Origin of the sequence: Streptomyces sp. TRM70350 (assembly GCF_019219825.1) — a bacterium.
Lineage (GTDB): Bacteria > Actinomycetota > Actinomycetes > Streptomycetales > Streptomycetaceae > Streptomyces.
On sequence record NZ_JAHUXH010000005.1, the window covers coordinates 336,079 to 362,621 of the forward strand.

Here is a 26,543-nt window from a genome sequence, read left to right on the forward strand (position 1 = left end):
TGACATGCGGCACTTGTGCAGCTCGCGAGATCGGGGTGCTGCTGTCCCTCACCGAGGGTGGACAGCGCCGCTCACCGCGCGTGGATGAGGAGCAGGGCGACGTCGTCGCTACGGTGTGCGCGCTGCTGGGTGTCGTGTACGAGGGTGTCGGCGAGGGCTTCCGCATTCAGGTCGTCGGCCCGTGCGAGTCGGTCGGCGAGGGCATCGGTGACCTCGTCGAAGTCGACGCCGGGGACTTCGACGAGGCCGTCGGTGTACAGGACGAGCACGGCGCCCGGCAACAGGGCGATCTCGGTGGCCGGGTAGGCGGCGGTGGGGTCGATGCCGAGCAGGAGTCCGGGTGGCAGGCGGAGGACTTCGGTGCGCCCCTCGGGGTGACGCAGGATGGGGGGCGGGTGGCCCGCGGAGGCCAGGCGCACGCGGTGGTGCGCGAGGTCGAGATGGGCGTAGAGGCAGCTGGTGAACAGGCCGGGGTCGAGGTCGGTGAGCAGGCGGTTGGTACGGGCGAGCACCTCCTCGGGGGGTGCGCCGGCCGTGGCGTGGACCGCGGTGCGGACCTGGCCCATCAGAGTGGCCGCCTGCACGTTGTGGCCCTGGACGTCGCCGATGGTGGCGGCGGCGGTCGTGTCGTCGAGGCGGATGAGGTCGTAGAAGTCGCCGCCGATTCCGGTGCCGTGGCCGGCGGGGAGGTATCGGGCGGCCACATCGAGCCCGGACATGCGGGGCAGGGCGTGGGGGAGCAGGCCGGCTTGCAGGCTGTGGGCGAGTTGGTGTTTGGCGTCGTAGAGGCGGGCGCGGTCCAGGGCCTGGGCGATCAGGCCGGCGAGGGAGGTGAGGACTGCGCGCTCCTCGGGGGCGAACGTGTGGGGACGGTCGTAGGCGAGGACGAGCGAGCCGACTGGGCGTCCGGAGGTGATCAGTGGCAGGAAGGCCCAGGCGGCCATGTCGTCCTGGAGAACCGCGGGGTGATAGGCGCGCTTCAGTTCGGCGAACGTGGCGAAGAAGCTGGGAACTCCGGTGGTCAGGCAGTGCACGGCGGGAGTGTCCGAGGTCAGGGGCGCGGCGTCGAAGCGGTCCATGAGTTCGGCGGTGTAGCCGCGGTAGCCGATGATCCGCAGTCGGCCCTCTTCCGCGGTCATCAGGGCCAGGGCCTGGGCTTCGGTTGCGGACAGCACCTGGTCGGCGACCCGGTCGACCACGTCCCGCACTCCGACCGCTTCCGTGAGGGTCGCCGCCAGATGCATCAGGTGGTACACCGCGGCGGCCCGGCCTGTGGCGGGGGGCGGCGACAGCGGACTGTCCGGGGCCCCCGCCGCCGGGACAGGGGCGATGCGCACGCTGATGCCCGAGGCGTCCGGGTAGAGGCGGAAGGACAGCCATCGGTCGGGCGGGCGCAGGGCAGTGAACGACGTGGGGCGGCGGCTGAGCACCGCGGCTCGGTAGGGGTCCTGGGCGACGGGGACGTTGAGCCACGGCAGCGCCTCCCAGGGCCGGGCCCCCAGCAGGTCGGACACGTCGGCGCCGAGGAGGTCGGCGGCGGTGGTGGTGACGAAGGTCATCCGGCCGTCGGGGTCGAGTGCGCAGCACCCGCCGGGAAGGCGCTCGGCGAAGTTCATCGCCGCCTGTGCCCCGGACGGTTCAAACGCGCGGGTTTGGGGTGGGGGCACCAGGCGCGGTTCGGCGCCGGGCAGCACGGGGTGGCCGCTGTCGGCGGCCGTCCGCAGGAGCAGGCCCAGACGGTGGCAGACGTCGCCCATCGCCTCGCGTTCCTTCGGGCTCAGCTCCGCGGGGTGCGAGGCGGGCCACTGGAGCACGAGTCCGCCCCACTCCGTGCCGTCGGTCGTGATCGGGGCGGCGGCCAGCGTGAAGGCGTACGGCAGTACGAGGGCCAGTTGCGGATAACGGCGCGCCAACTCCTCCTGGCCACCGAGCCACACCAGCCGATGCTCCCGCAAGGCGTCGGCAACCGGAGTCGGAGCGCTCAGCGCGACCCGGGCCCACGGCACGGCGATCTCCCACGGCACTCCGCTCAACACCGCGAGCCTCAGTGCCTGCCCGCCCGGGGCCGGCAGATACACGGCGCCCACGCTGGCACCGGTGTCCCGCATGCCCTGCACCAGGGCAGCTTCCAGCAGCTCCGGACCGGAGTCCGGGCCGGCCACGGAGCGGGTGGGGTCCCGCACACCCTCACCCCCTGACGGCGACGACGTCCACGGCGTTCCGCATCGGTGGAGCGAGAGTCACCCGTCCCCACCGCGAGGCAGCACCCCAGCCACGCCTGGCATCCATAAACGGACGATACGTCCGCGGGATGGCGGCGGCACCTCGATGCCGTGGCGGTGGAAAGGGCGGTGCACAGGTCTGCCGGGGCCGGGGCGCCCTCTCTTCGGCCCCAGCTGATGCGCCGTGCCTTCAGACAGGCACAGAGTGTTCTCCGACGGCCCTCCCACCGGCGGCCCTTCCGCGCCGTACGGCATGGGCCACAACGACCGCCACAGAGGCCACGCGGCTGCACAACCTGCTCGCAGGCAGGTGATGCGGGGTGCGACGCTGCGGGCGCCCGAGTCGAGCCGACGCAACTCCCTCCGCCGGACCGCCGCCTGAAGACCAGGTCCGAGCCGAAAAGACTGCCCGGTCGTGCAGTGAACTTCGAACACCGGCGACTCCGACCGGCCTTCCGAGCAGCCTTCCGAGCGGCCTTCCGAGCGGCCTTCCGACCGGCGGAGGCCGGGGCCTCGTCGATACGGGGTGTCGAGGATGCCGACGACGCCGGGTTCCCTGCTCTTCGCCGGAGTCCTGAAGGAGACCTCCCCGAGCCGGGCCCGGGCCTCGAATGACCAGGCGAGTCGGCGCGGTGGCGGGCTGCGGTGCCCGCGCAGTCCGGGCGCCTGGAGACTTCCGGGTCCCGGCAGTGACGGCGGACCGCGCGCGGGGCAGACTTCGCGCCGAGGAAGCGCGGAAAGGGAGTGGGGCATGGCGGTTTTCCTATGGTGCTGGATCGGCCTGTTCACTGCGGTACTGCTGCCTCTCGGCCTCGCCATGCTCCGCGGCTGGGCACCGAAGAGGGCCCGCGCACGGTGGTCCCCGGCGCGGATCCGGGTGCAGGGAGTCTCCGCGCTCGTGCTGTACGTGGGTGGCCTGGTACCGGCGGTGGCCGGCTTGGCGGGCATGTCCCGCGAAGCCGCCGACATCCTGCAGTCCGCGACCACACCCCACCTGCTGTTCCTGAGCCTGGGACTGCAGGGCGGCGCGGCCCTCTCCGACTGGTTCGGACGGCGGACCGAGTCATGGACGAGCCCGTCCGGGGCGCAGCCTCGGCAACTCGACTGACCCGCGTCCGGAAGGCGAGGACCCCACGGTGGAGACCCACGGTGCTGAAGATCCAGGTGAAAGCGAAGTACGCGCACCGGTGGACGTCGCCCGCGGCGGCCCGGCGACGGGCGCGCCGCTGGACCGCCCTCGCCGGAGCGCTCGTCGCCCTTCGTCGCGCTCGCCGTGACGGCCGTCGGCCTGTTTCCCGCAGGGGCGGCGATCGCGCCGGCGATGACCGCCGGACCGGCCGGACTTCTGCTGCTCACCGAAGTGAACAGGGAGCGGCCGCCCCAGCGCCGCTCCGGAATCCTTCTGACCTCGCGGACACTGACCGGTGAGCGCACCGTGGATCTGTCCCGGATCGAGCGGGTACGGCTGCTGACCTACTTCTCCCGCAGCGGTGTCTCGCAACGTCCTGCTGGTGCGCGACGCCTACGGCACGTCCCTCGGTCTCACCAGGCCGGCCTCTCGCAGGGCGCTGCGCCTGGCTCTCGGACGCCTGCCCCGGGTGAGCAGGGCGGCGCTGGTCCGTCTCGGCATGCTCCCGGCCCCTGGCCGACTCGCCGCCTGAACCCCGGATCGAAGGCGCGTTGTCGGTTCGGCAAACGCGGGCGGCCACCGGTGATACGCCGGTGGCCGCCCGGATTACGAACTGGTGCGTCGGCGCGTTGGTCTAGACAAGCGCCACACGTCAGGTCAAGCCCTGACCTGTGTCCGCCCTTACGGGCACGCTGAGGGCGCGGGCGCCACCAGCACGTCTCGACCGCACATGCCGGGATCCGACGCTCAGACGTGGACCCGCGAATGTTGGTGACGTATTCTTCTATGTACATCACCAACATAGTGTAGGAGGTGCGGCATGTCTGTGACCCAGATCGACATCGACGATGACGCCCTGGAACGCGCCATGGCTCTGTCCAAGGTCAGGACCAAGAAGGAGGCCGTCAATCTCGCTCTGCACTTCTACGCCGAGCAGCAGGAGCGCGCGGCGCGCATCAGCCGTCACTTCGAGCGTGCGCGTGAGTGGGGTGCCGTCGAGGACGCCGAGCGCCTGCACCGGGCGGAGAAGCACAGCCGGTGATCTACCTGCTCGACACCTCCGGCCTGGTCCGGCTTCTCCGCGATTCCAAGCTGCAATCGGCCTGGTACGACGCGATCGATGCCGGGGCCGTCGCGTCCTGCTACGTGCAGCGCGCCGAGTTCCTCCACAGCGCGCGGAACGGGCGCGAGTACGACGAGATCGCGGAGATGTTCAGTGATCTCTACCCCGATGTGTCAGTGCCGAAGAACGCGGGGCGCTGGATCGGCTCGGTGCAACACCGTATGGCGCAGGCCGGCGAGCATCGCAGCGCCTCCGCGGTGGACCTCGTCATCGCCGCCACCGCGGCTCACCATGGCCTGGCCGTCCTCCACGACGATGCCGACTACCGTGCCATCGCCCGGCACGCGTCCGACCTGACCGAGCACAACATCCACGACGTCGCCTGAGGCGCTTTGTCACCAGACAGGTTCTGGACGGGGCCGTTCTTCCAGCACGCGGCCTCGAAGCCTCGGATCAATGTGGTGACACGCGAGGTGAGACGGCGCTGATTCGCATGTTGTCCTGTGGCGGCGCTTCAGCATGCCGGAGGCGATGGACGAGCCACTCTCAGGATTGGGTTCCAGGCGAACCAGTCGAGGACTTCGGCGCCCAGTTCCCAAGGGGCGTTGAGCAGCGCCTTTCCGTCGCCTCCAGATCTGAGATCGTTCCGGTGACGCCGAGCGGGCCTGATCGCACCGCTGTTGACCGTGGCACGCGGTGGGCACGGAAGCAGGTAATGAGGTGTGCCGCCCCGGCTCTGCCGATGGTGGCGCCGGTTGCAGCTGAGTAAAGGCAGAGGCCAGAGATCGCCGTTGCGGCTGCCGGCACAGGGGGAGCCACACCAATCGTCCAGGGATGGAGGGTGCGGCTCCCGGCTGAGGGCTCAGGGGCCTCAGAACCTGCTCGGCGCGGCGCGCGCCCGGCGGGAGTCTTACGCCGGCGAATGGATCCCGGAGCCGCTGCCCGACCCAGCCGACCGGATCACCGGCTGATGCTGCTGCACCTCAGCTGGTGTCGAAGGCGCCTGCTGCGGAACGGAAGTACTCCTCGCGCACTGTGGAGAGTCTCTCCCCGTCACCGGTCCTCCCACCGGCGGCCGTCCGCAGTGGTCGGGCCGGTCGGACGGGTCTGATCCGCGCCGGTGTCGATCAGGATCTGCTGGGCCTGCTTGAGGCTGCCGGCACGGACCGCTTCGGTCATCGCGGCTCGCGCCGCCTCGGGGGGCGTGTCCGGTGGGACCACGAGCAGGGAGAAGTGGTCCTGGTCCCCTCGGGTCACGAGCGCGGTGTCGTCGCCCACGGAGAAGACGTCGATGTGCACCACACGGTCCTCGATGGTCATCCGCGTCGGCATTTCGTCCCAGGCCGCGGAGTCCAGGCCGATCCGTGTGATCGGCCCGAGGCGCTCGGTCAGTGCGCTGATCAGGCCGGGCAGTTCGGCGGTGAGATTCCTGGAACGGGGCCACCACGCACCGTCGAGGATGCTCCGGCGTTCGTGAGTGGTGGTGAGCCGCAGGAGCGCCGTTCCGGGACGCATGGATTCGTGTACACCGTCCGCCAGAAATCCTGCCGGAGGCGGGGGATCGGGATCGGGCATCGTGCTCACCTGCCTGTTCGGGGCCCCCTCGCGTCCACGCTACTCCTGCCCTGTCAGGCCCGGTCGCTGAGCGCGACGGCAATGATCGGCTCGGCCGCCTCCTCGGTGGTGCCGGGCGGCACGACCAGCAGGTCCCAGCGGCCGTGGCCGGGGGCGAGCAGGACCACGGTGTCCGGGGCGTGCACTGCGACCGTCTTCCGCAGTCGTACGACCTGGTTGGCGACGAGCATCCGGCCAGGTGCCGCGGACCAGGCCGCTCCGTTCACCGTGACACCGGCGATGTGTCCCCAGGCGCGCGGCAGTGCGGCGAGCAGTTGCGGAAGCTCTGCCAGGAGGTCGTAGGAGCGTGGCCACCACACGCCGTCGAGGCGACGTGGCAGCGCGCTGTGGGGCGCGAGGCGCAGGCGGAGGAGAGGGCGGGTGGGCGGTGAGGGCGGTGAGGGTGGCGCTGTGGTGATCATGGTGTTTCCTTGGCCGGGTCGTGGAGCGGTTGGTTCGGGTCAGGCGCGGCGGGCGGCGAGGCGGTCCGGCGCCGGCCAGCGCACGTCGGACACCCAGTCGAGGCGTTCGAGGATGCGGATGACGGCGGCCGACGGGCCGATCTGGCCCCGGTCGACGCCGTGCCGGGCGCTGGTGGGGTCGGCGTGGCGGCAAAGGCTGCCATGATGCGGAACCTGTCCGGGCGATGAACCGCCCGGTGTCGTGGGGCGCCGGGAGTCGAAAGCCGGTCCGTCACCGGTGTGCGGCGTGCCCTCGGTCCCTTCAGCCCACCTGGCGGGAAGCGAAAAGGGGGTTACGGACCGTAACAGTTGCGGGAGGAAGAGAGCGGGGCCGAGAGGCGCCTCGGCGCGCCGCCCTCTTCTTCCCACTGCTCCATCCGCCCCTGCTCGCGTACGGCCTCGTCCTCGGCGTGGAGGCGTCGCTCGGCTGCCAGGAGCTCGCTCGCGCCGAGGTGGAGTGCGGGGTCGGCCGCCGCGGCCATGAGCCGCGCCGCCGTGGCGGCCTCGGTCCGGGGCGGGACGACGAGCAGGTCCCAGCGTCCGACGCCGTACGAGAAGAGCCGGATCATGTGCGGGTCGAAACCGGACGCGAACCACGCGGCCTTCACCGTGTGGCCGGTCACGGGCAGGTCGCAGGGCGCCGCCGGCCAGGCGTCGCGGTGGGACGCCATGCGCGACACGCGTCGAACGCCTCGGTGAGCGCGGGCAGTTCGGTCATCAGGTCGTCGGTGCGGGGCCACCAGGCGCCGCACACGGGACCGGGCGGGAAGGTCGGCGGGCGCAGGGAAAGCCGGACAGGGCGTGGGGAGGTGCGTTCCGGGCGTGCCGGGGGGCGGTCAGCGGCCCTGGGCGGCGGGCCTGTGCCGGTGGGTGGGTTCATGTCGCGGTTCCTGTCCTCGGGCGGCCGTCGTGCGGTGGCCGGTGCTGCGGTGGGCCGGGGTCAGCCCGGCTCGTCGGTGTGGGTGCGTCCTGCCTGGGTGTGGCTGGTGGTCAGCCAGGGCGACTCGGCGGAGGGCTCTGCGGTGACGTGCCCGGTGTCGACCGTGAGATGGAGCAGGGTGCCCTGCCCGTCGGCGCCCGCGGGGTAGCTGCGTGGCTCGTCGCAGCGGAAGTTCCGGCGCAGCAGTTGCGCCACCCGTTGGGCGAATTCGGGGCTGGCGGCGATGATGCGGACCTCCGCGAGTTCCCCCACGTGGGGATCACCGTCCGCGGTCTCGTACGCCGGCGGATCTTCGCCTGTGCCGTGTGTGCTGCCGGTGCCGTGGAAGCGGCGGGGCGACGCGTGCATGGACGTCACCTCTGTCCTGTTGGGCATCTCGGCCTCAACGCCCGGCGGCGTTCGGCTTCTTGTGCGTGGTCCGGTCCCGGTGGCGGCGCGGTCGGAAGCGTCCCCGGCCGCCGTCGCGATGGTCGCGACGTTCGTGCGCGGCTGACGGGCCGGAGTGCGGTGGGGTCGGCGCGGTGGTGCCGGCAGCGGGGTCGGCGGCGGCCCGGCGGCCGGGAAGGAAGCGGCTGTAGGAATGCAAGGCGATCCTTTCGTCGTGTGCGGAGTTGAGCCGGTGGATCACGTACGCTCCGCCGGCGATGAGCACGAGGAACGCGGCGATGGTGAGGGCGATGTCCATGGCGGTCACGACCTGACGGTCGGTCGAACGCGAGAAGCGCTCGAGAGAAGCGGGCCCGCCGTCCCACGGGCGCGCGTGGTGCTGTGGGGGTGCGGTGGTGCTGTTGCTGTGGTGCCACTGGTGCCGGTGGTGAAGAGCAGCAATACGGCCCTGCGCGGGTCGGGCTCTGGCCACACGTCGGCGGCGGGGAACGTATCGAAGGCCGAGGCCATCGGGCTGACCTGTCTCCGGAACCCCCTGCGCTGCGCAGGAGTTCCGGCGAAGTGTCTCGCCGAGGACGAGACCGGCGCGGGAGCCGGTGTGCGACGTGCCCTCGGTACGTCCACCGTACTCCCGCGCGCCTCCGTCGGGTGGGGGCGGACGGCACCGCGCTACCCGCCTCGGCGTTCTCGGCCACCGTGGGTCCACAAGTTCTCGGCCACCGTGGGTCCACAAGTTCTCGGCCACCGTCGGTCCAGAAGGGGGGGCGCGGGCCCTGGGAGTACGGTGGAGATATCGAGGGCATGTCGCGCACCGGCTCCGACATCGGTGCCGTTCTCGGCGACCGACGACGCCGGGCCGGATTCGCCCGCGCCCGGGGCAGGGCTCACCTCATGACCGTGAACGTGCCGGTTCCGCCGGCGACCACAGAACTCCTTGGGCGGCCCGTCGGCCCGGACCGGCGCAGTCCGCGAAAGCCACGCCCGTCAAGGCCGGAGCGAGGCTCCTCGCCCCGAGAGGGGCAACGCGTCCGTCCGCTCACCCGGCGTCAGATCGAGGACCATCTGCAGGAACTGGGCGATCTGTGTGCGGAGACGTCCGGCGGCGGCCCGTGGGCGTGGAACCAGGCCCGCGGCGCCTTCCTGCGGCGGCTGGCGGCCGACGTACGGCGACCGGGATTCGAGTTGCTGATCGCGGAGACCACCGCGCTGACCGGATGCGCCTACGGTTTCCCCGTACGCGGCGACGGTCCCCGGTGGGAGGGCTTCGACGGATACCTTCCGGGGCGGCTGCTCCGCCTCGCCGCCTCCGGACGCCTCTTCGTGATCTCCGGGATCCACGTTCCGTCCTCCGTACGCAGGCAGAACCAGGACCGTGCCTGGAACCTCGCCCGGCGCCTGCAGAAACGGCTGCTCACCGATCACGGTGCCGCCGTCGCCGTCACGCTGGTGAACCGCTCCGACCACGGGACCGTCGAGGCGCTGCGGTCCTGGGGGTGGCGGTACATCGAAGGCGACACCCCTCGGACGGCCCCGCGCGGCCCGTTCCGCGTCCTGGTCCTCGAGACGTGAGCACCACGTCCCGCGTCACGGCCGTCACGGCTCTCACGGCGTCGGCAGGCGCAGGGCGAGGAGGGCCACGTCGTCGGTGCTGCCGGGCGGCATGCGGGCGGGCAGTTGGTCGCACAGCGTGTCCAGCGGTTCGTGGGCGAGAGCGAGAGCGTGGTGGCGCAGACGGGCGAGGCCGGTGTCCAGGTCGCTGCCGGGAATCTCGATCAGGCCGTCGGTGTAGAGCAGCAGGGTGGAACCCGGCGGCAGGGGCTGCTCGGCGTTCGGCCGGCTGCCGCCGGTGCCCGGAGGGGCGCCGAGGAGGAGTCCCTGTCCCGCTTCGAGGTACTGCGCCTGTCCGTCCTGGGTCAGCAGGAGGGGCGGCGGATGCCCGGCGTTCGTCCACCGCAGCGTCCACGGGCCGGTGTGCGGGCTGCCTTCGAGCAGGGCGAGGACGAGGGTGGCCATGGGGACGGTGGTGATGGCGGGCATGGCGTCGTCGAGGCGGTCGACGACGGCGCCGGGCGGTCCGGTGTGGTCCCAGGCCAGTGAGCGCAGGATGCCGTGCAGTTGCGCCATGCCGGCCGCCGCGGTCAGGTCGTGGCCCACGACGTCGCCGATGACCAGCGCGAGCGTGCCGTCCTTCCGCTCGAACGCGTCGTACCAGTCGCCGCCGACCTGGGAGCCGGCCGGGGCGGGCTGGTAGCGGGCGGCCAGCCGCAGGCGGCCGGGCTGGGGCAGCGGGGCGAGCAGGTTGCGCTGCATGGCCTCGGCGACGGCGCGCTGGCGGCCGAAGCGGCGGGCGTTGTCGATGACCAGGCCGACCCGGCGGCCGATGTCGCTCACCACTTTCAGGTCGTCGGCGTCGAAGGGGTGCGCCGGGTCCGTGCGCACCAGCGTCAGGGCGCCGGTGATCTGCCGCCGGGAGCCCAGCGGCACCGTGACGGCGGACGTCGCGCCGACGGCCCGCAGGAAGCCGCCGTGGACGGCGGCCAGGGCAGAGGCGGTCGGTGCGGCCACGTCCGCCTCGCGCTGCAGCACGGGATCACCGCCGTTCAGCACCTGGACCAGAGGGGAGTGGGCCTCCTCCCCGGCCTCGGGAAGGCGCTCGCGCCAGTCCTCCTGTACGGCGTCCCGGCCCTTGGGACCCGTCACCGCCACACGGTGGACCTGTCCGGAACCGACGCGCAGGTCCACCGCCGCCCAGTCGGCGAGGCGGGGAACCAGCAGGCGGCCCAGCCGGGCGAGGGCCTCATCGGTCTCCAGCGTCTGACCGAGCACGTCGGTGATCTCCGCCACCAGCGTCAGCCGCTCGGTGAGGTCCTCCAGAGCACGTGTATAGGCCGCACGCGCCCGACGCGCGCTGCGGTCGCCGGCGGCGTCGGTGAACAGCACGGCCATGCCCGTGAAGGCGCCGTCGTCCGTCAGGGGAGAAGCGGACCAGGACATCGCGACCAGGCGACCGTCACCGCGCAGACAGATGTCGCCCGCCCCCCGCGCCTCGGCCCTCTCGGCCGCGGCCCGCAGCAGCGGGCACTGCTCCCGGGGGATCCTGCCGCCGTCCGCATCCCGGTGCAGCAGGTCGTGTGCGTCCTCCCCGCGCATCGCCGCGGCGGCGCGGCCCAGCAGCCGCTCGGCGGCCGGGTTGACCGCGAGGATCCGGCCGGCGGGGTCCACCACGATCAGGGCCGTGCCCAGCTGCCCGACGACCTGCTGCCAGAAACCCGGCTCGGCCGCCGACCACCGTCGCCCCTCATCTCCCACACCCTCCACCATGCCGCCCCTCCAGTCATGGAAACCCTCGCCGAAGACCGCGGGCGCATCGGCGGACCGACACACCAGTGGACCGATGGTCCCCCGGCTTGGCACCGATCGGCTCGGCGACCTTGCCTACTGCCCATGGTGTACGACGGGTAGTGGTCGTCGTCGAGCCGGTCGGCGGCGTACGGCGGCCTTCGGCGTACGACCGCTCCGGCGTGTGTCCGGGCGGCGGGGAACGGTCGCTTTCCGCTCGCGCTCGGCACACACGGGCCTGCCGCATGTTCCGGCCGTCGAAGCCGTCCACTTGCCCGATCATTCCGCACCGGCGGGGAAGTGGCCGCAGAAGATGACGGGGCGCGCCAAGATGTCGCGGGCGGCGGTGAGGTTGCCGAGCAGGCAGGGCAGGGCGGACGGGCCGGCCGGCAGGGGGAAGAGGACGTAGTCCTTTTGCCAGGGCTGGTCCTCGCTCAAGCGCATGATCACGTTACCGAGGTCGCGGTCGCGGCCCACCCACATCGGTCCAGGTGTGGTGCAGGTCGTTGTGGGTGTGCTTCCAGGCGGCGGCCGGGGTGCGGAAGTCCCACTCCCAGGTGGTGGAGTGGACGGCAGGGTCGCGCGTACAGTCCCACTGGCCGTGCAGGATGTTGTGGTCCAGCTCCCTGTTCTCCAGGACCTCGGCGGTGGTGAGCATCGCCGTCCCGGCCGACACCAGCCGCGCGGCGGAGGCCGCACGCCGGTGGCGGTGTGCGCCTGCGGTCACCGGGTGTGGCCGTCTCCTGCGGCGGACTGTCCGAGCCGTCACCGGCGGCGCCGGGCGCGGTACGGACTGCCCGTACCGCGCTGGTAGATGTCGGGGATGCCGTCGGCGTCCTCGTCGAGGTGCTCCGCCTCCCACAGCCTGCGGTAGATGCTGTTACGCCGTTTGACCAGCAGCGCGGCCACGCCGGCGGCGAGCAGTGAGGCGACCAGTACGGCGGCTTTGATCCGCTCGGTGTCAGCCGGGTCGGCGAAGGCCACCTCGCCGATGAGCAGGGCGACCGTGAACCCGATTCCGGCGAGAACCGCGAGGGCGAAGACGTCGGCCCAGGCCAGGTCGGGGTTGAGCCGGGCCCGGGTGTACCGGGCGGCGAGGTAGGTTCCCCCGAAGATCCCCACGGCCTTGCCGACGACCAGGCCAAGCACCACGCCCAGCGGCTCGGGACGGGTGAACACCTGGCCCAGCACGGGAACGGAGATGCTCACCCCGGCGGCGAACAGGGCGAACAGGGGGACGGCGACACCGGCTGATACCGGACGCAGCAGGTGCTCGGTGCGCTCCCCGGGCGAGGCGTCCTCCCCCGTACCCTGGTCGCGGGCGCAGCGAAGGATCAGTCCCATCGCCACCCCGGCCACGGTGGCGTGCACCCCGCCGTTGTACATCAGCGCCCAGATGACCATGGCCAAGGGCACGTACCACCACCATCCGCGCACCCTGAACCGTTGCAGCAGGTAGAAGACGACCAACCCGCCGACAGCCCCTCCGAGGGCTGCCGGGTTCAGGCGACTGGTGAAGAACAGCGCGATGACCAGGATCGCGCCCAGGTCGTCGACGACCGCCAGGGTGAGCAGGAAGGCCCGCAATGCGGTCGGCATGTGGGTGCTGAGCACAGCGAGGACCGCGAGTGCGAAGGCGATGTCGGTGGCCATCGGCACCGCCCAGCCGTCGGCACGGCCGCCACCGGCAGCGGTTGTGGCCAGGTAGATCGCCGCAGGCACCACCATGCCGCACACCGCGGCCACCACCGGCAGGACCGCGGTGGCCCGGGTGCGCAGCTGACCGGCCACGAGTTCGCGTTTGAGCTCGATCCCGGCGACCAGGAAGAAGACGGTGAGCAGCCCGTCGGCGGTCCAGTGCCGCACCGACAGATCCAGCCCGAGTGCGGCTACCCCGAAGTGGACGTCGCGCAGCGCCTCGTAGCTCCCGCGCCACGGGGTGTTCGCCCACACCAGCGCCACCAGGGCGGCGATCAGCAGCACCAGGCCGCCGACCGTCTCCGTGCGCAAGGCCCGGGCCACCTGTACCCGTTCCGGCCAGGGCAGCAGTCCGAGGAAGACCGAAGGCTCGCGCGGGGCAGCAGGCATCGGGAGGACCTCCGGGCCGCGGGCAACGGGCATAGGAACGAGCCCTCCGGCGCCGACCGGACGTCCCGGTGCGATCGTGCCCTGATGGCGCATTCGTCACATCCCATCCACCGTAGCCCGCCCACAGCCGCCCGTGGTGCGACCACCAGGGGACTGCGCGAGGCGGCACCGGGGCTGTCGTCGGCGCGTCCGCACCCGGGTCATCCCCGAACGGGCCGAATCCCGGGAGGAGCTGGCCGACGACTGATCCGCACAGTCCAGGGTCCTCCCGGTCGCCGTGATGGTCCGCCCGTACGGGCACGCTGTGGGCACGACGTCGGAGTACGCGGTCCGGGAGTGGCCGACGGACCTTCGGAGGTGTCCGCATCCCTGCGCTTCGGGCCCAGCCATAGACGCGTGATTGCGGACGCGTACGGGCGCCTGCCTCCAGTTGTCATTCGACGTCGACTCCGTGGGCGCGAGCCAGGCCGTCGAGACCGTCCGCCCAGCCCTGGCCGAGGGCGCGCAGCTTCCATGCGGGTCGACCATCGATGGTGTGCCGATACAACTCGGCGACGACCATGGCGCGGATGTCCGGGTCTGCGGGAGGGAGGCGGAGCGCGATGCCGCGATCGACCGAGAACTGAGGCGGCAGACGACCAGTGTCCATCTGCAGTCATTCCCCGCGGCACGTCCGCCCGTGATCGCGGACGCTCCCCAGATTGGGACTGCCCGGGGTGCTCGCCGAGGCCCAGGCGTTCCACTTCCAGGGTGTGCGACGGCTGGTCCGGGGGCGAGCGGGCGGCGGCCAAAGGGCGGGCGGAGCAGGACGCTCCCGCATATCTGGCGGCGGAGACCGCGCGACTCAACGAGGTACGGCAGCAGTTGGCAGCCGAGGCCGAGCAGTGGTGGCAGGCCCTGATTTCCAACGTTGCCGACGTCGTCCACCTCCAGACCGTCGACGACTTCCCGCGCTGGAAGAAGGAAGGGGTGCTGCAGAAGTACAAGCCGGTCGGCTGGAACAAGATCTTCGACCAGATCAAGGACAAGGACGGCTACTACACCGGCCTGTTCTTCTTCGCCTTCTCCAACGTCACGGCCACCAGGCTCGGCGACGACGCGCCCGTCGAGGCCAAGGACTTCCTCAAGCCCGAGTTCAAGAACAAGCTCGTCTTCACCTACCCGAACGACGACGACGCCGTCCTCTACTACTTCAAACAGCTCACCGACAAGTACGGCTTCGACTACCTGAAGAAGCTGCTCGCCCAGAACCCGACGTTCGTCCGCGGCACCCAGGACTCCGCCGACCTGGTCGGCTCCGGTGACTACGTGGCGAGCTTCGGCACGAGCGGAGGCGTCCCGGGCGCCGCTGAGACCACCCTGCCGAAGAAGTCGCCGTGGGTCGCCTGGCCGCAGACCGGTGCCATCCTCAAGGATGCCCCGCACAAGGCCGCCGCCAAGCTCTACCTGAGCTGGCTGCTGTCCAAGGATGCCCAACAGAACTCCATCGACACCTGGAGCGCCCGCACCGACGTCGCCGCGCCGGCGGGCCGCAAGGGCATCTTCGGCTACGAGAACATGAACCCGCTCGGTCTCGGCGAGTTCATGAGCAACCGCACCGCCCTCGACCGCTACAAGGCCCGCATCAACCTCTATGTCGGCGACGTCAAGGGCGTGAACCCCTCCGACCCGCAGGGCGTGCTCGGCCTGTACCCCGTCAACCAGGACGGCACCCAGGGCTGACGGGCCCTTTTCCGCTTCCCTCTGCTCCCCACCAGAGGGGTGGAAGCCATGGCCACCCACACGGCCGCCTGAGCTTGACGTTTGCCTCGGTGAGCTTGGTGTTCCTTGAGTGACTCGGTGCGATTGACCGTCTTGCCGACGTCGTGACGCTTGGCCCGGTGCTTGTTCTTCGAGCCGGGAGGCCGTCCAGGGCCTGGTCGTGTGGGTTTCGGTGCGGCCGCCGGTCGCGCGGCGGTCGCGTCGCGGAGGTTGCGTCGCGGAGGTTGCGTCGCGGAGGTTGCGTCGCGGAGGTTGCGAAACCCGCGGCGGGCGGGGGCCGGGTGAGGCGGCGGGGTCGGTGCGGCGTTCCCAGGGCCGGTGGACGTCCTGCGCCGGCGACGGTGACCGGGTCGCCGTCCTGGCCCATGGCCACGCCACCGCCGACGAGATCGACCGGCGGCTGGCCGCCCTGACCACCGCCCCCACCCACTGAATTCCCATCCCCTCCAGGAGGCCCCGCATGAGCACCCTCTCCTTCAAGGTCCTCGACCTCGACTTCCCGGCCGGCAGCAAGAACAAGACCGCCACGCTCGTCACCGGTGAGCAGGAGGCCCTGCTGGTCGACGCCGCCTTCACCCGCGCCGACGGCCACCGCCTCGCCGCCGAGATCCTCGACTCCGGCAAGAAGCTGACCACCGTCTTCGTCAGCCACGGCGACCCCGACTTCTACTTCGGCGCCGAGGTCCTCGCCGACGCCTTCCCCGACGCCACCTTCGTCGCCACCCCGCTCGTCATCGAGCACATCCAGCACTCCTACGAGGGCAAGCTCAAGGCGTGGACGGCCCTCGGCCCGAACCTGCCCACCCGCCTGGTCGACCTCACCCCGCTGACCGGCGACCAACAAGGCCACCGGCAAGCCGATCGACGTACGCGTCGCCCACCACTTCGTCGTCCGCGGCGGCCTGATCGTCCGCTTCGAGCAGTTCGTCGACACCGCCCTCGTCCGCGACGCCATGCACGGCTAGGCGTCCGTCCAGACCTTCCTCGGGACAGGTATCCCTCTGCCCACTGCCGACGACAGGGCGCTCGTCATCGCCTTGTGCGAGCAGAACGGCTTCCGCTGTGCGGATCCGGCAGCCGCCCCCGTTCGCACCGCCTGGCTCAGGCGCCGCGGATCACGCGTCGGATCCGGGCGTGCTCGCTCCGCGCCCGCGACGGCGGAGCAGGAGGAGACCCCCGAGGAGGGCCGAGGCCCCGGCGGCGGACCAGGCAAGGACGCCGTCCGCCCCGGTGGCGGCCAGATCGTGGGGGGCGCCGCCCTGCGGGCGCGTCCCGCCGCCTGCCGCGCTGCCCGAGGCGTCGTCCGCCGTCTTGGTTTCGCGTGCGGCGCCCGGCGCGGACGCGCCGACGTCCTCCGGGTCCCGGGTGTAGGTCAGCGTGCCGTAGCCGAGGTGGTCGTAGCTCCAGCCGGCCCCGCCGCGGAGACCGCCGCCGTCCTCGGGCGTGAGCTTGTCCTTGTAGGCCGTGATGTTCGGTACGTCCAGCCCGCGGCGCACCGCGTAGTGGTTGTGGATCAGGGCCCAGATGGGGCGGGTGCTGCCCCGGCCCTGCTCGCTGATCTCCGGTTCGGTGTGCAGGGCTCCGAGCTGGCCCGCCACGCGCCGGCCCATGCGGCGTGAGTACGAGGTGTAGGGAACGTCCTTGCCGAGGTTGTAGCGGGCGACGTACTCAGCGCCCTTCATGAACCGGTTGTCGTCGTACCCGTACAGGTCCTCGCCCAGGTTCCAGGCCATCTCGCAGAGCGCGCCCATCCAGCCGACACCGGCCATGGTGTGCTCCTGGTCCCGGCCGCTCTCCTCCCACTGCCCGAGGACGACGCCGTCCGCCTCCTCGTGCAGGACGGGGATGGCCCGTTTGACACAGCCGTTGCCGTCGCCGTTCTTGAAGTACTCCACCGCCCGGTCGATCTTGGCCTGGTCCTCGGTGAGCCCGCCGATGGCGATGATGGACGCCAGGGTGCACAGTTCCCAGTTGGCCCGGTAGTTGCTGGGGACGGCGTCGTTGTGGTTGACCAGGAAGTAGTCGTTCATCGGGTAGAAGATGTCGACCAGCATGGACTGGAACCGGCCGAGGTCGAATCCGTCGTAGTCGCGCATGATCTCGCCGGCGTTGGCCAGCTGATACCCCTGGATGCCCGCCATCAGGTACCGGTCGGCGTTCCCGCCGAGCTCCTTGAGGGTGGCCGACCAGGCGTTGAGGATGTCCCGCGCCTTGTCCCCGTGCCCGGCGTCCCCGGTGATCTTCCAGCGCAGGGCGTTCTGGTAGGCCGCGGCGGTGTCCCGGAAGAGCAGGTGGACGTTCGCGCCCTCGCCACCGCGGATGACGGTCGCGACGGGCCGTGGCCGGTAGTCGGTCGCCGAGTCCCGGCTGCTCAGCAGCCGCTTCCAGCCGTCCGTCCAGGGCTGCGCACCCGCCTTGACCTTCTCGGCCATCCGGTCGAAGTCGGCCTGCGTGTGCAGCAGCGCCGGGTGGGCGAACCCGCCCTTCGGGGCCGTCGGCACGGCTGAGGCGGTCCCCGTGGCCGCCCCGATCGCACCGGCGCCGGCACTGGCCGCGCCGGCGAGCTTCAGCATCCCGCGACGGCTGAGCGAACGGTCTGTGGTGGCCTGCTCCATCGAACTGTCTCCTGGTTCTTCTCCGGTCCTGTACCAAGGAGACGCGCGCCGCACCGGTGCATAACAAAAACTGTCCGGCGGCCCGGTGGGCGAGCAGTGTCGTATGCGCGGGCACGGTTCGCCGAGCCCTGCGGACGGCGACTCGCCCCATACAAGGGGCCGTATACAAGGGGCCGTATCGGAGGAATCCGATACGGCCCCTTGATCATTTACGACGAACGCACGGGGCCCGCAGGCCCAGGGCACCTACTGGGCGGCGGTGCCGTCCTTGCGCACCAGCCGGTCGTGAGCCTCTTCGAGCCGGTCCGTGATCTGCTCGACGCCGATGGCGTCAAGGCCCTTCTGCCGTCCCGCCACGGCAGCCTTCGCCGCCGACGACGCGGAGGCGAACAGGGCCCAGGAGTCGGCCGTGTAGTCCGCCTGCGCCGGACGTCCGATCTTCTCCAGGGCGCCCCGGATCGGTGTCGTGTCCACAGCGCCGTCCACGTCCCCGGAGATGGCGTTGAACGCGTCGAGAACGATCTTTCCGGACTTGAGGACGAACCTCGCCGTGTGCGCGCCGTCGGGCAGACCGCGGAGCGCGTACGTCGCGAGGCGCTTGTCGGTCGCGGCCGTCTTCGCGTCCCGTGCGATCAGCCTTCCGTCGACGTAGACGTCGAGGACGGCGGTGCCGTCGTTGCCGCCGATGACGTCGATGCCCGTGCCGGTGAACGGGACGGTGAACGACGAGCCGGCGGTCGTGCCGGTCGACGTCGACCGGTACCAGTCCATCGGGTCGCCGAAGGAGGCCTTCCGGCTCCACGTGCCGTCGTAGGTGACCGAGCTGTCCATGTTGTCGAGCTGCGCGCGGGCGTAGGGCGTGTACCCGTCGATCTTCTCGACCTTCAGGTTGTCGAACGCCGTCTTGTGGAAGTCGGATCCGAGCTTGACGCGTCCTTCGGTCTGCGGAGTCGGGTCCTGGTACGTGGAGACGGCCTTGCCGTCGATGTAGGTCGTGACCGTCGCGCCCTTCGCCTCGATGGCGAGGCGGTAGCCGTCGGACGCCGCGACCGTTCCCGACGTGACGGCCCTGCCGTATTCGTAGAACGTCCAGGCGCCGGTCGGCCCGATGCGCACGTTGTAGGCGGCGTCGCTGATCGCCATGCCCTTCTGCTGACGGACGCCCAGGGCGGCGAGTCCGCCGTCCGGGTCAGGGAACGAGACGTCGACCGTGGCTCGGTAGTTCTCCCAGCGGAAGTCGCCGACCGTCGTGTTCGGGGTGTGGCGGTTCCAGGCGCCGGTGTCCTTCATGGACTGGTCCATGTACTGGTACAGGACGTTGTTGCCGCTCGCGTCCTCACCGACCTCCCAGGCGCCGGTCTGGTCGACCATGTAGCGAGGCTGGTTGCCGCGCGACCTCAGGTAGGGCTGGGACGTCTTGTGCGCACCGTTGCCGGTGCCGACCTGGACCCTGCCCTCCTCCTCGTACCCGAAGTCGTCGGCGTACAGGACCTTGTCGCGGGTGTTGTGCTTGGTGCCGGTCGCGTCGGTGTCCAGCACCGTGCGGTCCCAGGACTCGGGCAGGCGTTGCTTCGTCGCCTTGTCGTGGCTCTTGTCGAGCGTCGTCAAGGTCACGATCGACCTCGGCTTGACCGTGTAGGTGTAGTACCCGGCGCCGCCGGGCCGGATCTCGTCGACGAGGCGCTTGAAGTTCGCGTCGTAGGGCCGGCCCGCGTCCGGTCCGCGGGTTTCCCAGATCTCCATGGTCGGGTCGGAACCGAGTCGCATGTTCTCGGCTTTGATCCGGTAGGTCCTGGGCTGGTCGCTGTCGTTGACGACGATCGTCGAGAAGTCCTTCTTACGGGGATCCGCGAGCGTCATGTAACTGGGGGCCCCGTTGGAGCCGTCGAGGTCGACGGTGCCGCTCACCCCGCTGTAACTGGCCTCCGGCACGGTGCGCCAGATGCCCGCCGTGTTCGTGTCGTTCTCCCAGCCGGTCTTCGCGAACTGGGTGAAGTGCTGCATCACATAGAAGGCCGCGTCGTAGTGGAGGTGGCCCGACCACGGGTCACGCGCGCTGACGAGTTCCTTGTGGCTGTACTGCGCGCCTTCGTAGAAGGAGCCGATCGCCGGCTGGAAGATGTAGTGCGTCCGCTTCGAGTTGGCGTAGCTCTTGACGGAGCGGTTCGCGAGATCGAGGGCGCTTTGGACGCCACCGATACCGGTGCTCGTTCCGTTCGGACCCTCGGTGTTGTTGACGCGGTAGTCCGTGTAGCCGAAGGAGCCGACTCCCTCGCTGTACCAGACTTCCTTGTCCTCGCCGTACTTGTTCTCACCGGTCGCCAGCCTGGTGTACGGCAGATTGGTGTCGCTGCCGGCGGGCCCGTCGTGCCGGTCCTCGGTGGTGTAGTGGTAGCCGACCGCGTCGACCATGCCGAAGAGTTCCGCGTCGCTGAGCATGGACGGCCCGATATTGAGGGTGGTGTTCTCGTCAGCGGCGATGATCTTTATGCTGCGGTAGGCCTTCTCGGCCTGCTCCCGCTTTTTCGCCGGGATGCCGTAGCGGGGGTCGGCGAAGTCCGTGTCGGACAGAATCGCCTTCTTGTACCACTTGATGAAGGCCTCGTCCGGATCCCGCGTCTCGTTCGTGTCCGGGTCGACGTAGTCGACCATGTACCCGTATTTCTCGTAGGCGTCGAGGATCGTCTCCTTGTACCACTTGTACATCTCGTCGGAGCCGGTGCCCTTGTTCCATTCGTTCTGAACCCATCGGGGCATGACCCAGCGGAGAATCGAGACCTTGAGCTTCGGGTTGACCGTCTTGGCGTCCGCTGCCAGTTGGAAGCCCGGGGAGCGCGACGCGTCGGCGAGTTCGTCCGCTGTGCGCATGGTCGCCGGATCGGAACCGGTCGACGTGTTCGTGTCCGAACCCATCTCGACCTTGACATGGTTGATCAGGGGGTTCTTTCCACCGAACAGCACGCGGATGAGCTGCCAGTACCGGCCGGGGTGCTCCGCCTTGTAGTCCATCAGCAGGTTGCTCGTGCTGTTGCAACTGAGCACGCCGAGGCCCTTGTAGGTCAAACCGTTCACGTTGTCGGCGCGAACGTCATCCCCGTTGACCACGACCTCCACGGGATCGTCCGCGGTGTGGGCGGCGGGGGCGGTGATCACTCCGGCCGCGAGTGCCATGGTGGTTGCCGCGGCCAGCGACATCCAGCCGAGTCTTCGCTGTGGGCCCATTCCGCTTCGACTCCTTGTTCTCGTAGGGCGTACCGACGCCAGACGTTCGAGATTCCGAAAGGTGTCCGCGATTCCGGAAGGACCGTAGGTGGTAAGCGATTTCTACGTCAATCCCTGTGCACGTCATGCCAATTGAGGTTCCCCGGGCGCCCTCACCGGCTGGAAAAAGCCTGGATGCTGAGTGGCCGTCGCGGGACACTGCCGCACTCAGGGGGAGTGGGACGAAAACGCCTGAATCGCGCAAGGGGTACAAGGCCCAGCCGGGCAGGGGCTCGGTGCTCCTCGCACTTCGTCACGACGGACGGGAGTTGGCCCGGCCGCGGATTCAGCCTCTCCGCGTTCGCGGCGGTGCGGGATGATCAGGCCGGTGCCCCGGTGGTGTCCGCTGGAGGCTCGTGGTCTCTGGACGACAAAGAACCCTTGAGTCCATGACCTGGGATTCCTGCTGAGGGGGTGACGAGAATCGAACTCGCGCTGTCTGCTTTGGAAGCGACGGCACGGCTGGTTCGGATGTCAACGTCGGGCGTGCTTGTGAGTGCACAGCCCTGCCGGTGCCGGAATCGCCGATCAGACACAACAGCGCCTTCCCGACCCATGCCGGACAGGATCTCGACGCCAGGCTGACCGGCAGTGCCAAGGCGACGCGAGCAAGGTCGATGTGAATCGCCAGCTGCACACGGCACCTCGTCGCGCGTTTGACGCTCATCCCCCTCGACGTCGCGAACCGTCCGGCCGCAAGTTCCTATCAAGCCGTAGGGAAATCCCCACAGTTCACGGCAGTCGACCTGTGAGCGTGAACTCTCAAGTAACGTCTCCGGACTCCGCTCCAACGGCCTCCCCACCCCCCATTTCGACGGAGATCACCCCATGTCCGCTGTGACGAACGCATCCGGGTCCGGTTCGCCGGACGCCCGATGCAGCTCGGCCGGCTGTTCAACAACCGGTCGTACCATCCCCTCTCCTCCCACCGTCCTGATGGACGACGAGGCACTCGCGGACTTCCTCGCCGTGGCTGCCGCTGAGTACCAACTCATCACCCCCGAGGCCCCGTTGCCCTGTTTCGCGCTCTTGCTCGGCAGCGCGGAGGCGACGACGTACCACGTGCGGCGTGTCGCCTTCGGCCGTAATGCCCGCACCAGTGATCCGGCGGCTCTACGGGAGTTCCGCGAGACGATCGTGCCGAAGTTCGGGCCGGCCTACGAAAACGAGCACCGCGGCTGGTGGATGGACTCCCACGACCTCCTCCGGGCGTCCCGAGAGGCCGAGGCCCTGGGGATGGACCTGCTCGGTTCCATCCACATGCACCCGGACTGGCACCGCCTGGGCCCGCCGTCGGAACGGGGCCAGACGCTCAGCGAGCGCCCGACTCCCATGGACCGTCATCTCTTCGGCCGGACCGGGTGGCCCCTCAACATCATCTGTTACCTGGAGCGCCGGCAAGGCGAGTTCTACCACGCCCTGGGCGCGTGGGCCCCGCCTCCCCAGCAGCCCGCCGAAGGTTCCGAGGGCGCCGAGTGCCCCGAGGTCGACCTGCGTATCCGTACGAGTCCACTGATGAAGGTGTGAGAGCGATGAAGCAGCCCGAAGGAACGAACGACCCCGCCCACGACGGCACCGAGAACGGCACCCAGGACGACGCACGGACGATCCGCGCCCTGTGGGCCGAGATGGCCCGCGGCTGGGCGGCAGGTGACGCCGCGCTCTTCGCCGCGAGCTTCGCGGAGGACTGCGACTTCACGACCGTACGAGGCGACAAGCCACCCGGCCGGACCGGCATAGCGGCCGGTCACGACGCCCTCTTCCACGGGCCGTACGCCGGAACCGTCCTCGACACACGCGTCCTGGCCGTCCGATTCCTCCGCCCCGACCTCGCCACGGTGGAGGCCGAGTCGACCATCACCGCCCCGGATGGGCAACCGCTCACCACCACGCACGCGTTGGCCGTCGTGGAACGGACAGCGGAGGGCCACTGGTTGATCAGCGCCTTCCACAACATGATCCCCGCGCCCCGCCCGGCGCAGCAGGACCCGGACTCGAAGGATTCCACCGTGGACGAACCCACCGCCGCGCGGCCCAGACTCCGCCACCTGGCCATCGTGGCCCGCGAGCCGGAGAAGCTGGCCGAGTTCTACTCCTCGGTCTTCGCCATGGAACTCTTCCACCGTGATCCGGACGGCAGTTGCTTCCTCTCCGACGGCTATCTCTCCCTCGCCCTGATCAAGCATCAGCTCGATGGTGAGACCCCGGTCGGCTTCAACCACTTCGGATTCCACATCGAGGACACGGCGGCCACCACCGAGGCCCTGGTGGCGGCCGGCACTCCGAAGCCGGCTGAACGCTTCACCAACCGCCCCTTCGCCGAGTACCGGGCCATGGATCCGGAGGGCAACTGGTTCGACCTCTCGGAACACGGCTTCGGCGGCCCGCGCCCGCCGTCCGACTCCACCGGGTCCTGAACTCCGGCCAGACACTCCGCAGGGCCGCGCAACCACGCGACAGCTGTAGCAGCGGACCAAGGCGGAGGCGCAGCGCGTGCCGCCGTTGATCGCCCCGGACCCGGTCGGCACCGCACTCGCACCCCGGCTGCCGGACGCGTGACGACGGTATGACGCCAGGCCCCCGCCGCTGTCACGGCCCTGGACGGCAGCGGCGGAGCCGGGGTGGGGCCTTCGCTACACGGCCGCCACCGGTCGCCAAGGAGGCACTCGCCACCGGCCGGGGAGTCGCCGGACTCGGTCTGGAGAAGGGGCTGCTGCCGCCGAGGCCCTCGCCGACCTGCTCCGCCCCGAGGTTCAGGCCAGGGCGATGCCGTCCGGCTTGCCGGCGGCCTGGCCTCGTCGACGATGGCCACACCACTTCTCAGCGCAGCGCGCTCTTCTGCTGCCAGCGTTCATGATCTTCCAGAGTGGCTGATGGTAGGGCGGTGGTGCCCGCCCGGGCAGGCACCACCGGGGAGGCCCTTTTTCAGCCAGCTGCCTTGCGCTCCCGGAATTCATGGACGCTGGCCGTGAGGGTGCCGTCGTGCTGTTCGTAGTGGGACAGGGCGAGGCCGAGGCCGAAGAACGTGGGGGCCCACTCGCCTACGAAGATGCCCCACCGGTCGGCGCGGGCGAGCCCGGTGCCGGGTTCGGCTTTGAGGCTGGTCATCCAGGCGGCAACGGTCAGGCCGATGGAGGTGAAGGCGGCCATGTAGGCGTGCTCGCTACGGATGCCCGTCTCGTGCATTTTTTTGACGATCATGGTGTTCTCCCGCTCATAGGCCGGTAGTGGGGTTTGTTTCCTGCGGTCTGGCTATGGGGTGTCTTACGCCGGGGCGTGCCTGAGCCCGTCGACAATGCCCAGACACGTCGCCATCGTCGTCCTCTCGCCTGCACGAGCCAGGCAGTGGCAGAGGCGATGACGATGAGATTGTGCTCGTGATCTCAGCAGTGGCCAGAACCTCAGCAGACGCTGCCTACACCAGAGTGCCCATTTTCTTGAGCAACACCGCACTCCGACGAATCGGCAGCCACGTCTTTGTTTGCGGCTTCAACATGCCGAGCAGCTCGATCGGGCTTTTGGCTGGTCGGAAAGGGACGGATGCCGCCCGGCCTCGACCGGACCGGCTGCGCGCGCCGATGCCTGTCTCAACCAGGTGGTTCCTGCACCAGGCGTGGTACTCGACTTTTCCTGCTGGTCATCCGAAAGACAGTGAGGATCGACAAACCATGACCACACATACACGCCGCGTGACCGCCCACACCCCCGTGCAGCAGGCCGCCAGGCTGATGGGTGCCGTATTCCTGTTGGTGGGCATACTGGGCTTCATCCCCGGGATCACCACGAGCTACAGCGCGATGGAATTCGCCACGCACGAGTCGGGTGCCAAGCTGTTCGGGATCTTCCAGATTTCCATCCTGCACAACCTGATCCACCTGGCTTTCGGCGTTGCCGGTCTGGCACTGGCCCGTACCGCTTCCGCTGCGTATAAATATCTGCTGGTCGGCGGGGCCATCTACCTAGCGTTGTGGATCTACGGCTTGGCCGTCAGCCAGGACAGTGACGCCAACTTCGTGCCCCTCAACACTGCCGATGACTGGCTCCATTTCGTGCTGGGCATCGCCATGGTCGGTCTTGCGCTCCTCCTCGGCCGACGTACCCCTGGCACCGAAGATCGATAAAGGCCGAGCCGGGCAGCGGATTTTTCGCCCTACAGGGAGGTCCCTGCCTGACAGGGGCGACGGCATGCAGACTTTCCTGCCCTACCCCGACTTCAGATCCTCGGCCCTGGTCCTGGACCGTCGCCGACTTGGAAAACAGCGGGTCGAGGCATTGCAGGTCCTTCGTGGCCTCGTCGTGCCGGGTTACGGGTGGCGCCACCATCCAGCAGTGCGGATGTGGGCGGGATACGAGGAAGCGCTGGTCCGATATGGCCTGGAAGTCTGCAAGGTGTGGCGTGAACGGGGCCATCAGGACGGCTGTGCGGCCACACTGGTCGCTGATCTCCTCGCATTTCGTCCCGGTGCATCAGTTCGCCATCAGGTGCTACTCGCGGCCGCCGGGGAACTGCCTCCTTGGCTCGGCGACGATGCCTTTCACCGCAGCCACCGGTCGGCGCTGGTGCGCAAGGACCCGAACAGCTACGCCCCACTCTTCCCCGATGCGCCGAACGATCTGCCGTATGTTTGGCCGACGTCGGACCGTTCGAGCGACCCACTTTCCGAGGCGTGAAAGTGGAAGGTCGGTGGAGCGGCTTTGGGCTGGAGCTGCTTGGCGCGAGTGATCATGGCCCCGCAAGCTTCCGGCGCGTCGGGCAGCACACCACCGCCGGGAGCAGGCGCGGGACAACTCCCGCGAGGTTCCGGGGCCGTCGACCTCGTGCCAGCCACCCGGACTCCAGCAGTCCGGATCGCTACACCACGCGGCGGGACGCTACCCCGCCCTGTAGTCGGTCCCACTGTCTGTCACCCGATAGAAACGGTCAGCGTCCGAGGCAGAGTGGCAATCCGGCTTCAGGGAATCTGCACGTCGGATGCGCAACCGCCTCACGGAGTGCGGGGCATCTGTGCAAGGGCATGCCGGATGCCGCCGTGTTGGTGCGGAGTGTCCGGTTCGGAATCCTCGTAGCAATATCGGTCGCATCCTGTCGCGCGGGATGTAGAGAAGCCGCCCCCAAGTCGTGCACATGCCTGCACGGATGCGCAGCCTGTTGGTTCAACTTCCTGGATGTGTGTCCCGGTTGATTGGTCGCCCGGTGTGCTCCGTGCTTTGATCCTCTACACCGCAGGAGGCCGCGCGAAAGTCACCAAACCGGGTGTCGCGTGCCTGCGGCCGAGGCCCGCTATCTGTCCCCGGCGGGACCCCCCCTTGTGGATCAACCATACGAAGGGAAGTTTCATCATGAACTCCGCTCCCCAGGTTGAGACCGTTGTGATCTCCGACGCTGAGCTCGACAACGTCTCCGGCGGCCTGAACCCGCACACCAGCCTCGTCGTCGGCCCCACGGCGGTCAGCAGCACGGATGTCCTGGCCCAGCTCGACGCCGCCCAGAACGAGGTCCTGGGCGCCGCCGGCCAGTACAACCACGTCAGCATCAGCGCCTCCCTCTGACCTGCAGTCCGACCGCTAGTCGGTGACTCCCTGCCAACCTGATGATGCGGTTGGGGAGTTGGCGGATACAGGCGCTACGGAAGGTGAAGCTCCTGGCGTCAACGGAGTGTTGA

25 protein-coding genes and 5 pseudogenes are annotated in these 26,543 nt (G+C 69.7%); 15 read left to right on the top strand and 15 right to left on the bottom strand.

Going from position 1 to position 26,543, the window contains the following annotated elements:
• Positions 1–71: 71 nt before the first annotated feature.
• Positions 72–2,108 (bottom strand): SpoIIE family protein phosphatase, encoded by a 2,037-nt coding sequence (locus tag KWI83_RS11260; protein WP_218514207.1) that lies wholly within the window; start codon positions 2,106–2,108, stop codon positions 72–74.
• A gap of 865 nt (positions 2,109–2,973) precedes the next feature.
• Here KWI83_RS11260 and KWI83_RS11265 point away from each other — a divergent pair.
• From KWI83_RS11265 to KWI83_RS11280, 4 genes are all read left to right on the top strand, one after another.
• Positions 2,974–3,330 (top strand): hypothetical protein, encoded by a 357-nt coding sequence (locus tag KWI83_RS11265; RefSeq protein ID WP_218514163.1) that lies wholly within the window; start codon positions 2,974–2,976, stop codon positions 3,328–3,330.
• Positions 3,331–3,712: 382 nt separating this feature from the next.
• On the top strand, positions 3,713–3,883 hold the full coding sequence (locus tag KWI83_RS11270) for a hypothetical protein (protein WP_218514164.1): 171 nt from the start codon (positions 3,713–3,715) through the stop codon (positions 3,881–3,883).
• A gap of 288 nt (positions 3,884–4,171) precedes the next feature.
• Complete coding sequence (locus tag KWI83_RS11275; protein WP_172629543.1) at positions 4,172–4,393, top strand: type II toxin-antitoxin system VapB family antitoxin; 222 nt, start codon at positions 4,172–4,174, stop codon at positions 4,391–4,393.
• The gene (locus tag KWI83_RS11280) at positions 4,390–4,800 is read left to right on the top strand and encodes a PIN domain-containing protein (RefSeq protein ID WP_218514165.1); all 411 of its coding nucleotides are present in this window, start codon (positions 4,390–4,392) and stop codon (positions 4,798–4,800) included. The genes KWI83_RS11275 and KWI83_RS11280 overlap by 4 nt, the downstream gene beginning before the upstream one ends.
• A 667-nt stretch (positions 4,801–5,467) precedes the next feature.
• Here KWI83_RS11280 and KWI83_RS11285 read toward each other — a convergent pair.
• The 6 genes and pseudogenes from KWI83_RS11285 to KWI83_RS11305 all read right to left on the bottom strand — a co-directional run bounded on the left by KWI83_RS11285 (position 5,468) and on the right by KWI83_RS11305 (position 8,114).
• Positions 5,468–5,989, bottom strand: a complete 522-nt coding sequence (locus tag KWI83_RS11285; RefSeq protein WP_218514166.1) for a DUF5994 family protein — start codon at positions 5,987–5,989, stop codon at positions 5,468–5,470.
• A gap of 53 nt (positions 5,990–6,042) precedes the next feature.
• A complete protein-coding gene (locus tag KWI83_RS11290; protein WP_218514167.1) occupies positions 6,043–6,450 on the bottom strand; it encodes a DUF5994 family protein in 408 nt (135 codons plus the stop codon).
• Between the two features lie 39 nt (positions 6,451–6,489).
• Positions 6,490–6,636, bottom strand: a pseudogene (locus KWI83_RS38360) (acyl-CoA desaturase); the annotation flags it as partial.
• 146 nt (positions 6,637–6,782) lie between these two features.
• Positions 6,783–7,369, bottom strand: a pseudogene (locus tag KWI83_RS40230) (DUF5994 family protein).
• 60 nt (positions 7,370–7,429) lie between these two features.
• Positions 7,430–7,777, bottom strand: coding sequence for a hypothetical protein (locus KWI83_RS39925; protein WP_308122022.1), 348 nt, complete (start codon positions 7,775–7,777; stop codon positions 7,430–7,432).
• A 34-nt stretch (positions 7,778–7,811) separates the two neighbouring features.
• The gene (locus KWI83_RS11305) at positions 7,812–8,114 is read right to left on the bottom strand and encodes a hypothetical protein (protein ID WP_218514209.1); all 303 of its coding nucleotides are present in this window, start codon (positions 8,112–8,114) and stop codon (positions 7,812–7,814) included.
• Positions 8,115–8,617: 503 nt separating this feature from the next.
• On the opposite strand from KWI83_RS11305, the gene KWI83_RS11310 reads away from it, so the two are divergent.
• Positions 8,618–9,385: a hypothetical protein gene (locus KWI83_RS11310; RefSeq protein WP_256362064.1), complete on the top strand. Its 768-nt coding sequence runs from the start codon at positions 8,618–8,620 to the stop codon at positions 9,383–9,385.
• Between the two features lie 33 nt (positions 9,386–9,418).
• Here the strand turns inward: KWI83_RS11310 and KWI83_RS11315 are convergent, their stop codons facing one another.
• The 5 genes from KWI83_RS11315 to KWI83_RS39930 form a co-directional block, all read right to left on the bottom strand.
• On the bottom strand, positions 9,419–11,137 hold the full coding sequence (locus KWI83_RS11315; protein ID WP_218514169.1) for a SpoIIE family protein phosphatase: 1,719 nt from the start codon (positions 11,135–11,137) through the stop codon (positions 9,419–9,421).
• Between the two features lie 297 nt (positions 11,138–11,434).
• Complete coding sequence (locus KWI83_RS38370) at positions 11,435–11,593, bottom strand: hypothetical protein (RefSeq protein WP_256362065.1); 159 nt, start codon at positions 11,591–11,593, stop codon at positions 11,435–11,437.
• Between the two features lie 13 nt (positions 11,594–11,606).
• Complete coding sequence (locus tag KWI83_RS38375) at positions 11,607–11,882, bottom strand: hypothetical protein (RefSeq protein WP_256362066.1); 276 nt, start codon at positions 11,880–11,882, stop codon at positions 11,607–11,609.
• A 38-nt stretch (positions 11,883–11,920) separates the two neighbouring features.
• Positions 11,921–13,243, bottom strand: a complete 1,323-nt coding sequence (gene nhaA / locus KWI83_RS11325) for a Na+/H+ antiporter NhaA (RefSeq protein WP_218514170.1) — start codon at positions 13,241–13,243, stop codon at positions 11,921–11,923.
• A 433-nt stretch (positions 13,244–13,676) separates the two neighbouring features.
• A complete protein-coding gene (locus KWI83_RS39930; RefSeq protein ID WP_308122023.1) occupies positions 13,677–13,892 on the bottom strand; it encodes a TerD family protein in 216 nt (71 codons plus the stop codon).
• Between the two features lie 101 nt (positions 13,893–13,993).
• On the opposite strand from KWI83_RS39930, the gene KWI83_RS11335 reads away from it, so the two are divergent.
• The 4 genes and pseudogenes from KWI83_RS11335 to KWI83_RS38380 form a co-directional block, all read left to right on the top strand.
• On the top strand, positions 13,994–14,965 hold the full coding sequence (locus KWI83_RS11335) for an extracellular solute-binding protein (RefSeq protein WP_308122024.1): 972 nt from the start codon (positions 13,994–13,996) through the stop codon (positions 14,963–14,965).
• Positions 14,966–15,302: 337 nt separating this feature from the next.
• On the top strand, positions 15,303–15,437 hold the full coding sequence (locus tag KWI83_RS11340; protein ID WP_256362068.1) for a hypothetical protein: 135 nt from the start codon (positions 15,303–15,305) through the stop codon (positions 15,435–15,437).
• 27 nt (positions 15,438–15,464) lie between these two features.
• Positions 15,465–15,857 (top strand): annotated as a pseudogene (locus KWI83_RS11345) (MBL fold metallo-hydrolase); the annotation flags it as partial.
• A pseudogene (locus KWI83_RS38380) lies at positions 15,838–15,969 on the top strand (nuclear transport factor 2 family protein); the annotation flags it as partial. The pseudogenes KWI83_RS11345 and KWI83_RS38380, both read left to right, overlap by 20 nt.
• Positions 15,970–16,119: 150 nt before the next feature.
• Here the strand turns inward: KWI83_RS38380 and KWI83_RS11355 are convergent.
• On the bottom strand, positions 16,120–17,619 hold the full coding sequence (locus KWI83_RS11355) for an alginate lyase family protein (RefSeq protein ID WP_256362069.1): 1,500 nt from the start codon (positions 17,617–17,619) through the stop codon (positions 16,120–16,122).
• Between the two features lie 246 nt (positions 17,620–17,865).
• Entirely contained in the window at positions 17,866–20,841 is a 2,976-nt protein-coding gene (locus KWI83_RS11360; protein WP_218514171.1) for a GH59 galactosidase, read from the bottom strand.
• Between the two features lie 975 nt (positions 20,842–21,816).
• On the opposite strand from KWI83_RS11360, the gene KWI83_RS11365 reads away from it, so the two are divergent.
• From KWI83_RS11365 to KWI83_RS38385, 3 genes and pseudogenes are all read left to right on the top strand, one after another.
• On the top strand, positions 21,817–22,407 hold the full coding sequence (locus KWI83_RS11365) for a hypothetical protein (protein WP_256362070.1): 591 nt from the start codon (positions 21,817–21,819) through the stop codon (positions 22,405–22,407).
• Between the two features lie 5 nt (positions 22,408–22,412).
• Positions 22,413–23,297, top strand: coding sequence for an SgcJ/EcaC family oxidoreductase (locus tag KWI83_RS11370; RefSeq protein WP_218514173.1), 885 nt, complete (start codon positions 22,413–22,415; stop codon positions 23,295–23,297).
• A 217-nt stretch (positions 23,298–23,514) separates the two neighbouring features.
• Positions 23,515–23,640: pseudogene (locus KWI83_RS38385) on the top strand (aspartate ammonia-lyase); the annotation flags it as partial.
• A 165-nt stretch (positions 23,641–23,805) separates the two neighbouring features.
• On the opposite strand, the gene KWI83_RS11375 reads toward KWI83_RS38385, so the two are convergent.
• Positions 23,806–24,081 carry a hypothetical protein gene (locus KWI83_RS11375; RefSeq protein ID WP_218514174.1) on the bottom strand — a complete coding sequence of 92 codons (276 nt, stop codon included), beginning with the start codon at positions 24,079–24,081 and terminating at the stop codon, positions 23,806–23,808.
• A gap of 236 nt (positions 24,082–24,317) precedes the next feature.
• Here KWI83_RS11375 and KWI83_RS11380 point away from each other — a divergent pair, with 236 nt between their 5' ends.
• The 3 genes from KWI83_RS11380 to KWI83_RS11390 all read left to right on the top strand — a co-directional run bounded on the left by KWI83_RS11380 (position 24,318) and on the right by KWI83_RS11390 (position 26,430).
• Entirely contained in the window at positions 24,318–25,001 is a 684-nt protein-coding gene (locus KWI83_RS11380) for a DUF4383 domain-containing protein (RefSeq protein ID WP_308122025.1), read from the top strand.
• 64 nt (positions 25,002–25,065) lie between these two features.
• Positions 25,066–25,551 carry an MSMEG_6728 family protein gene (locus KWI83_RS11385; protein ID WP_218514175.1) on the top strand — a complete coding sequence of 162 codons (486 nt, stop codon included), beginning with the start codon at positions 25,066–25,068 and terminating at the stop codon, positions 25,549–25,551.
• Between the two features lie 669 nt (positions 25,552–26,220).
• Positions 26,221–26,430, top strand: a complete 210-nt coding sequence (locus KWI83_RS11390) for a hypothetical protein (RefSeq protein ID WP_218514176.1) — start codon at positions 26,221–26,223, stop codon at positions 26,428–26,430.
• Positions 26,431–26,543 lie beyond the last annotated feature (113 nt).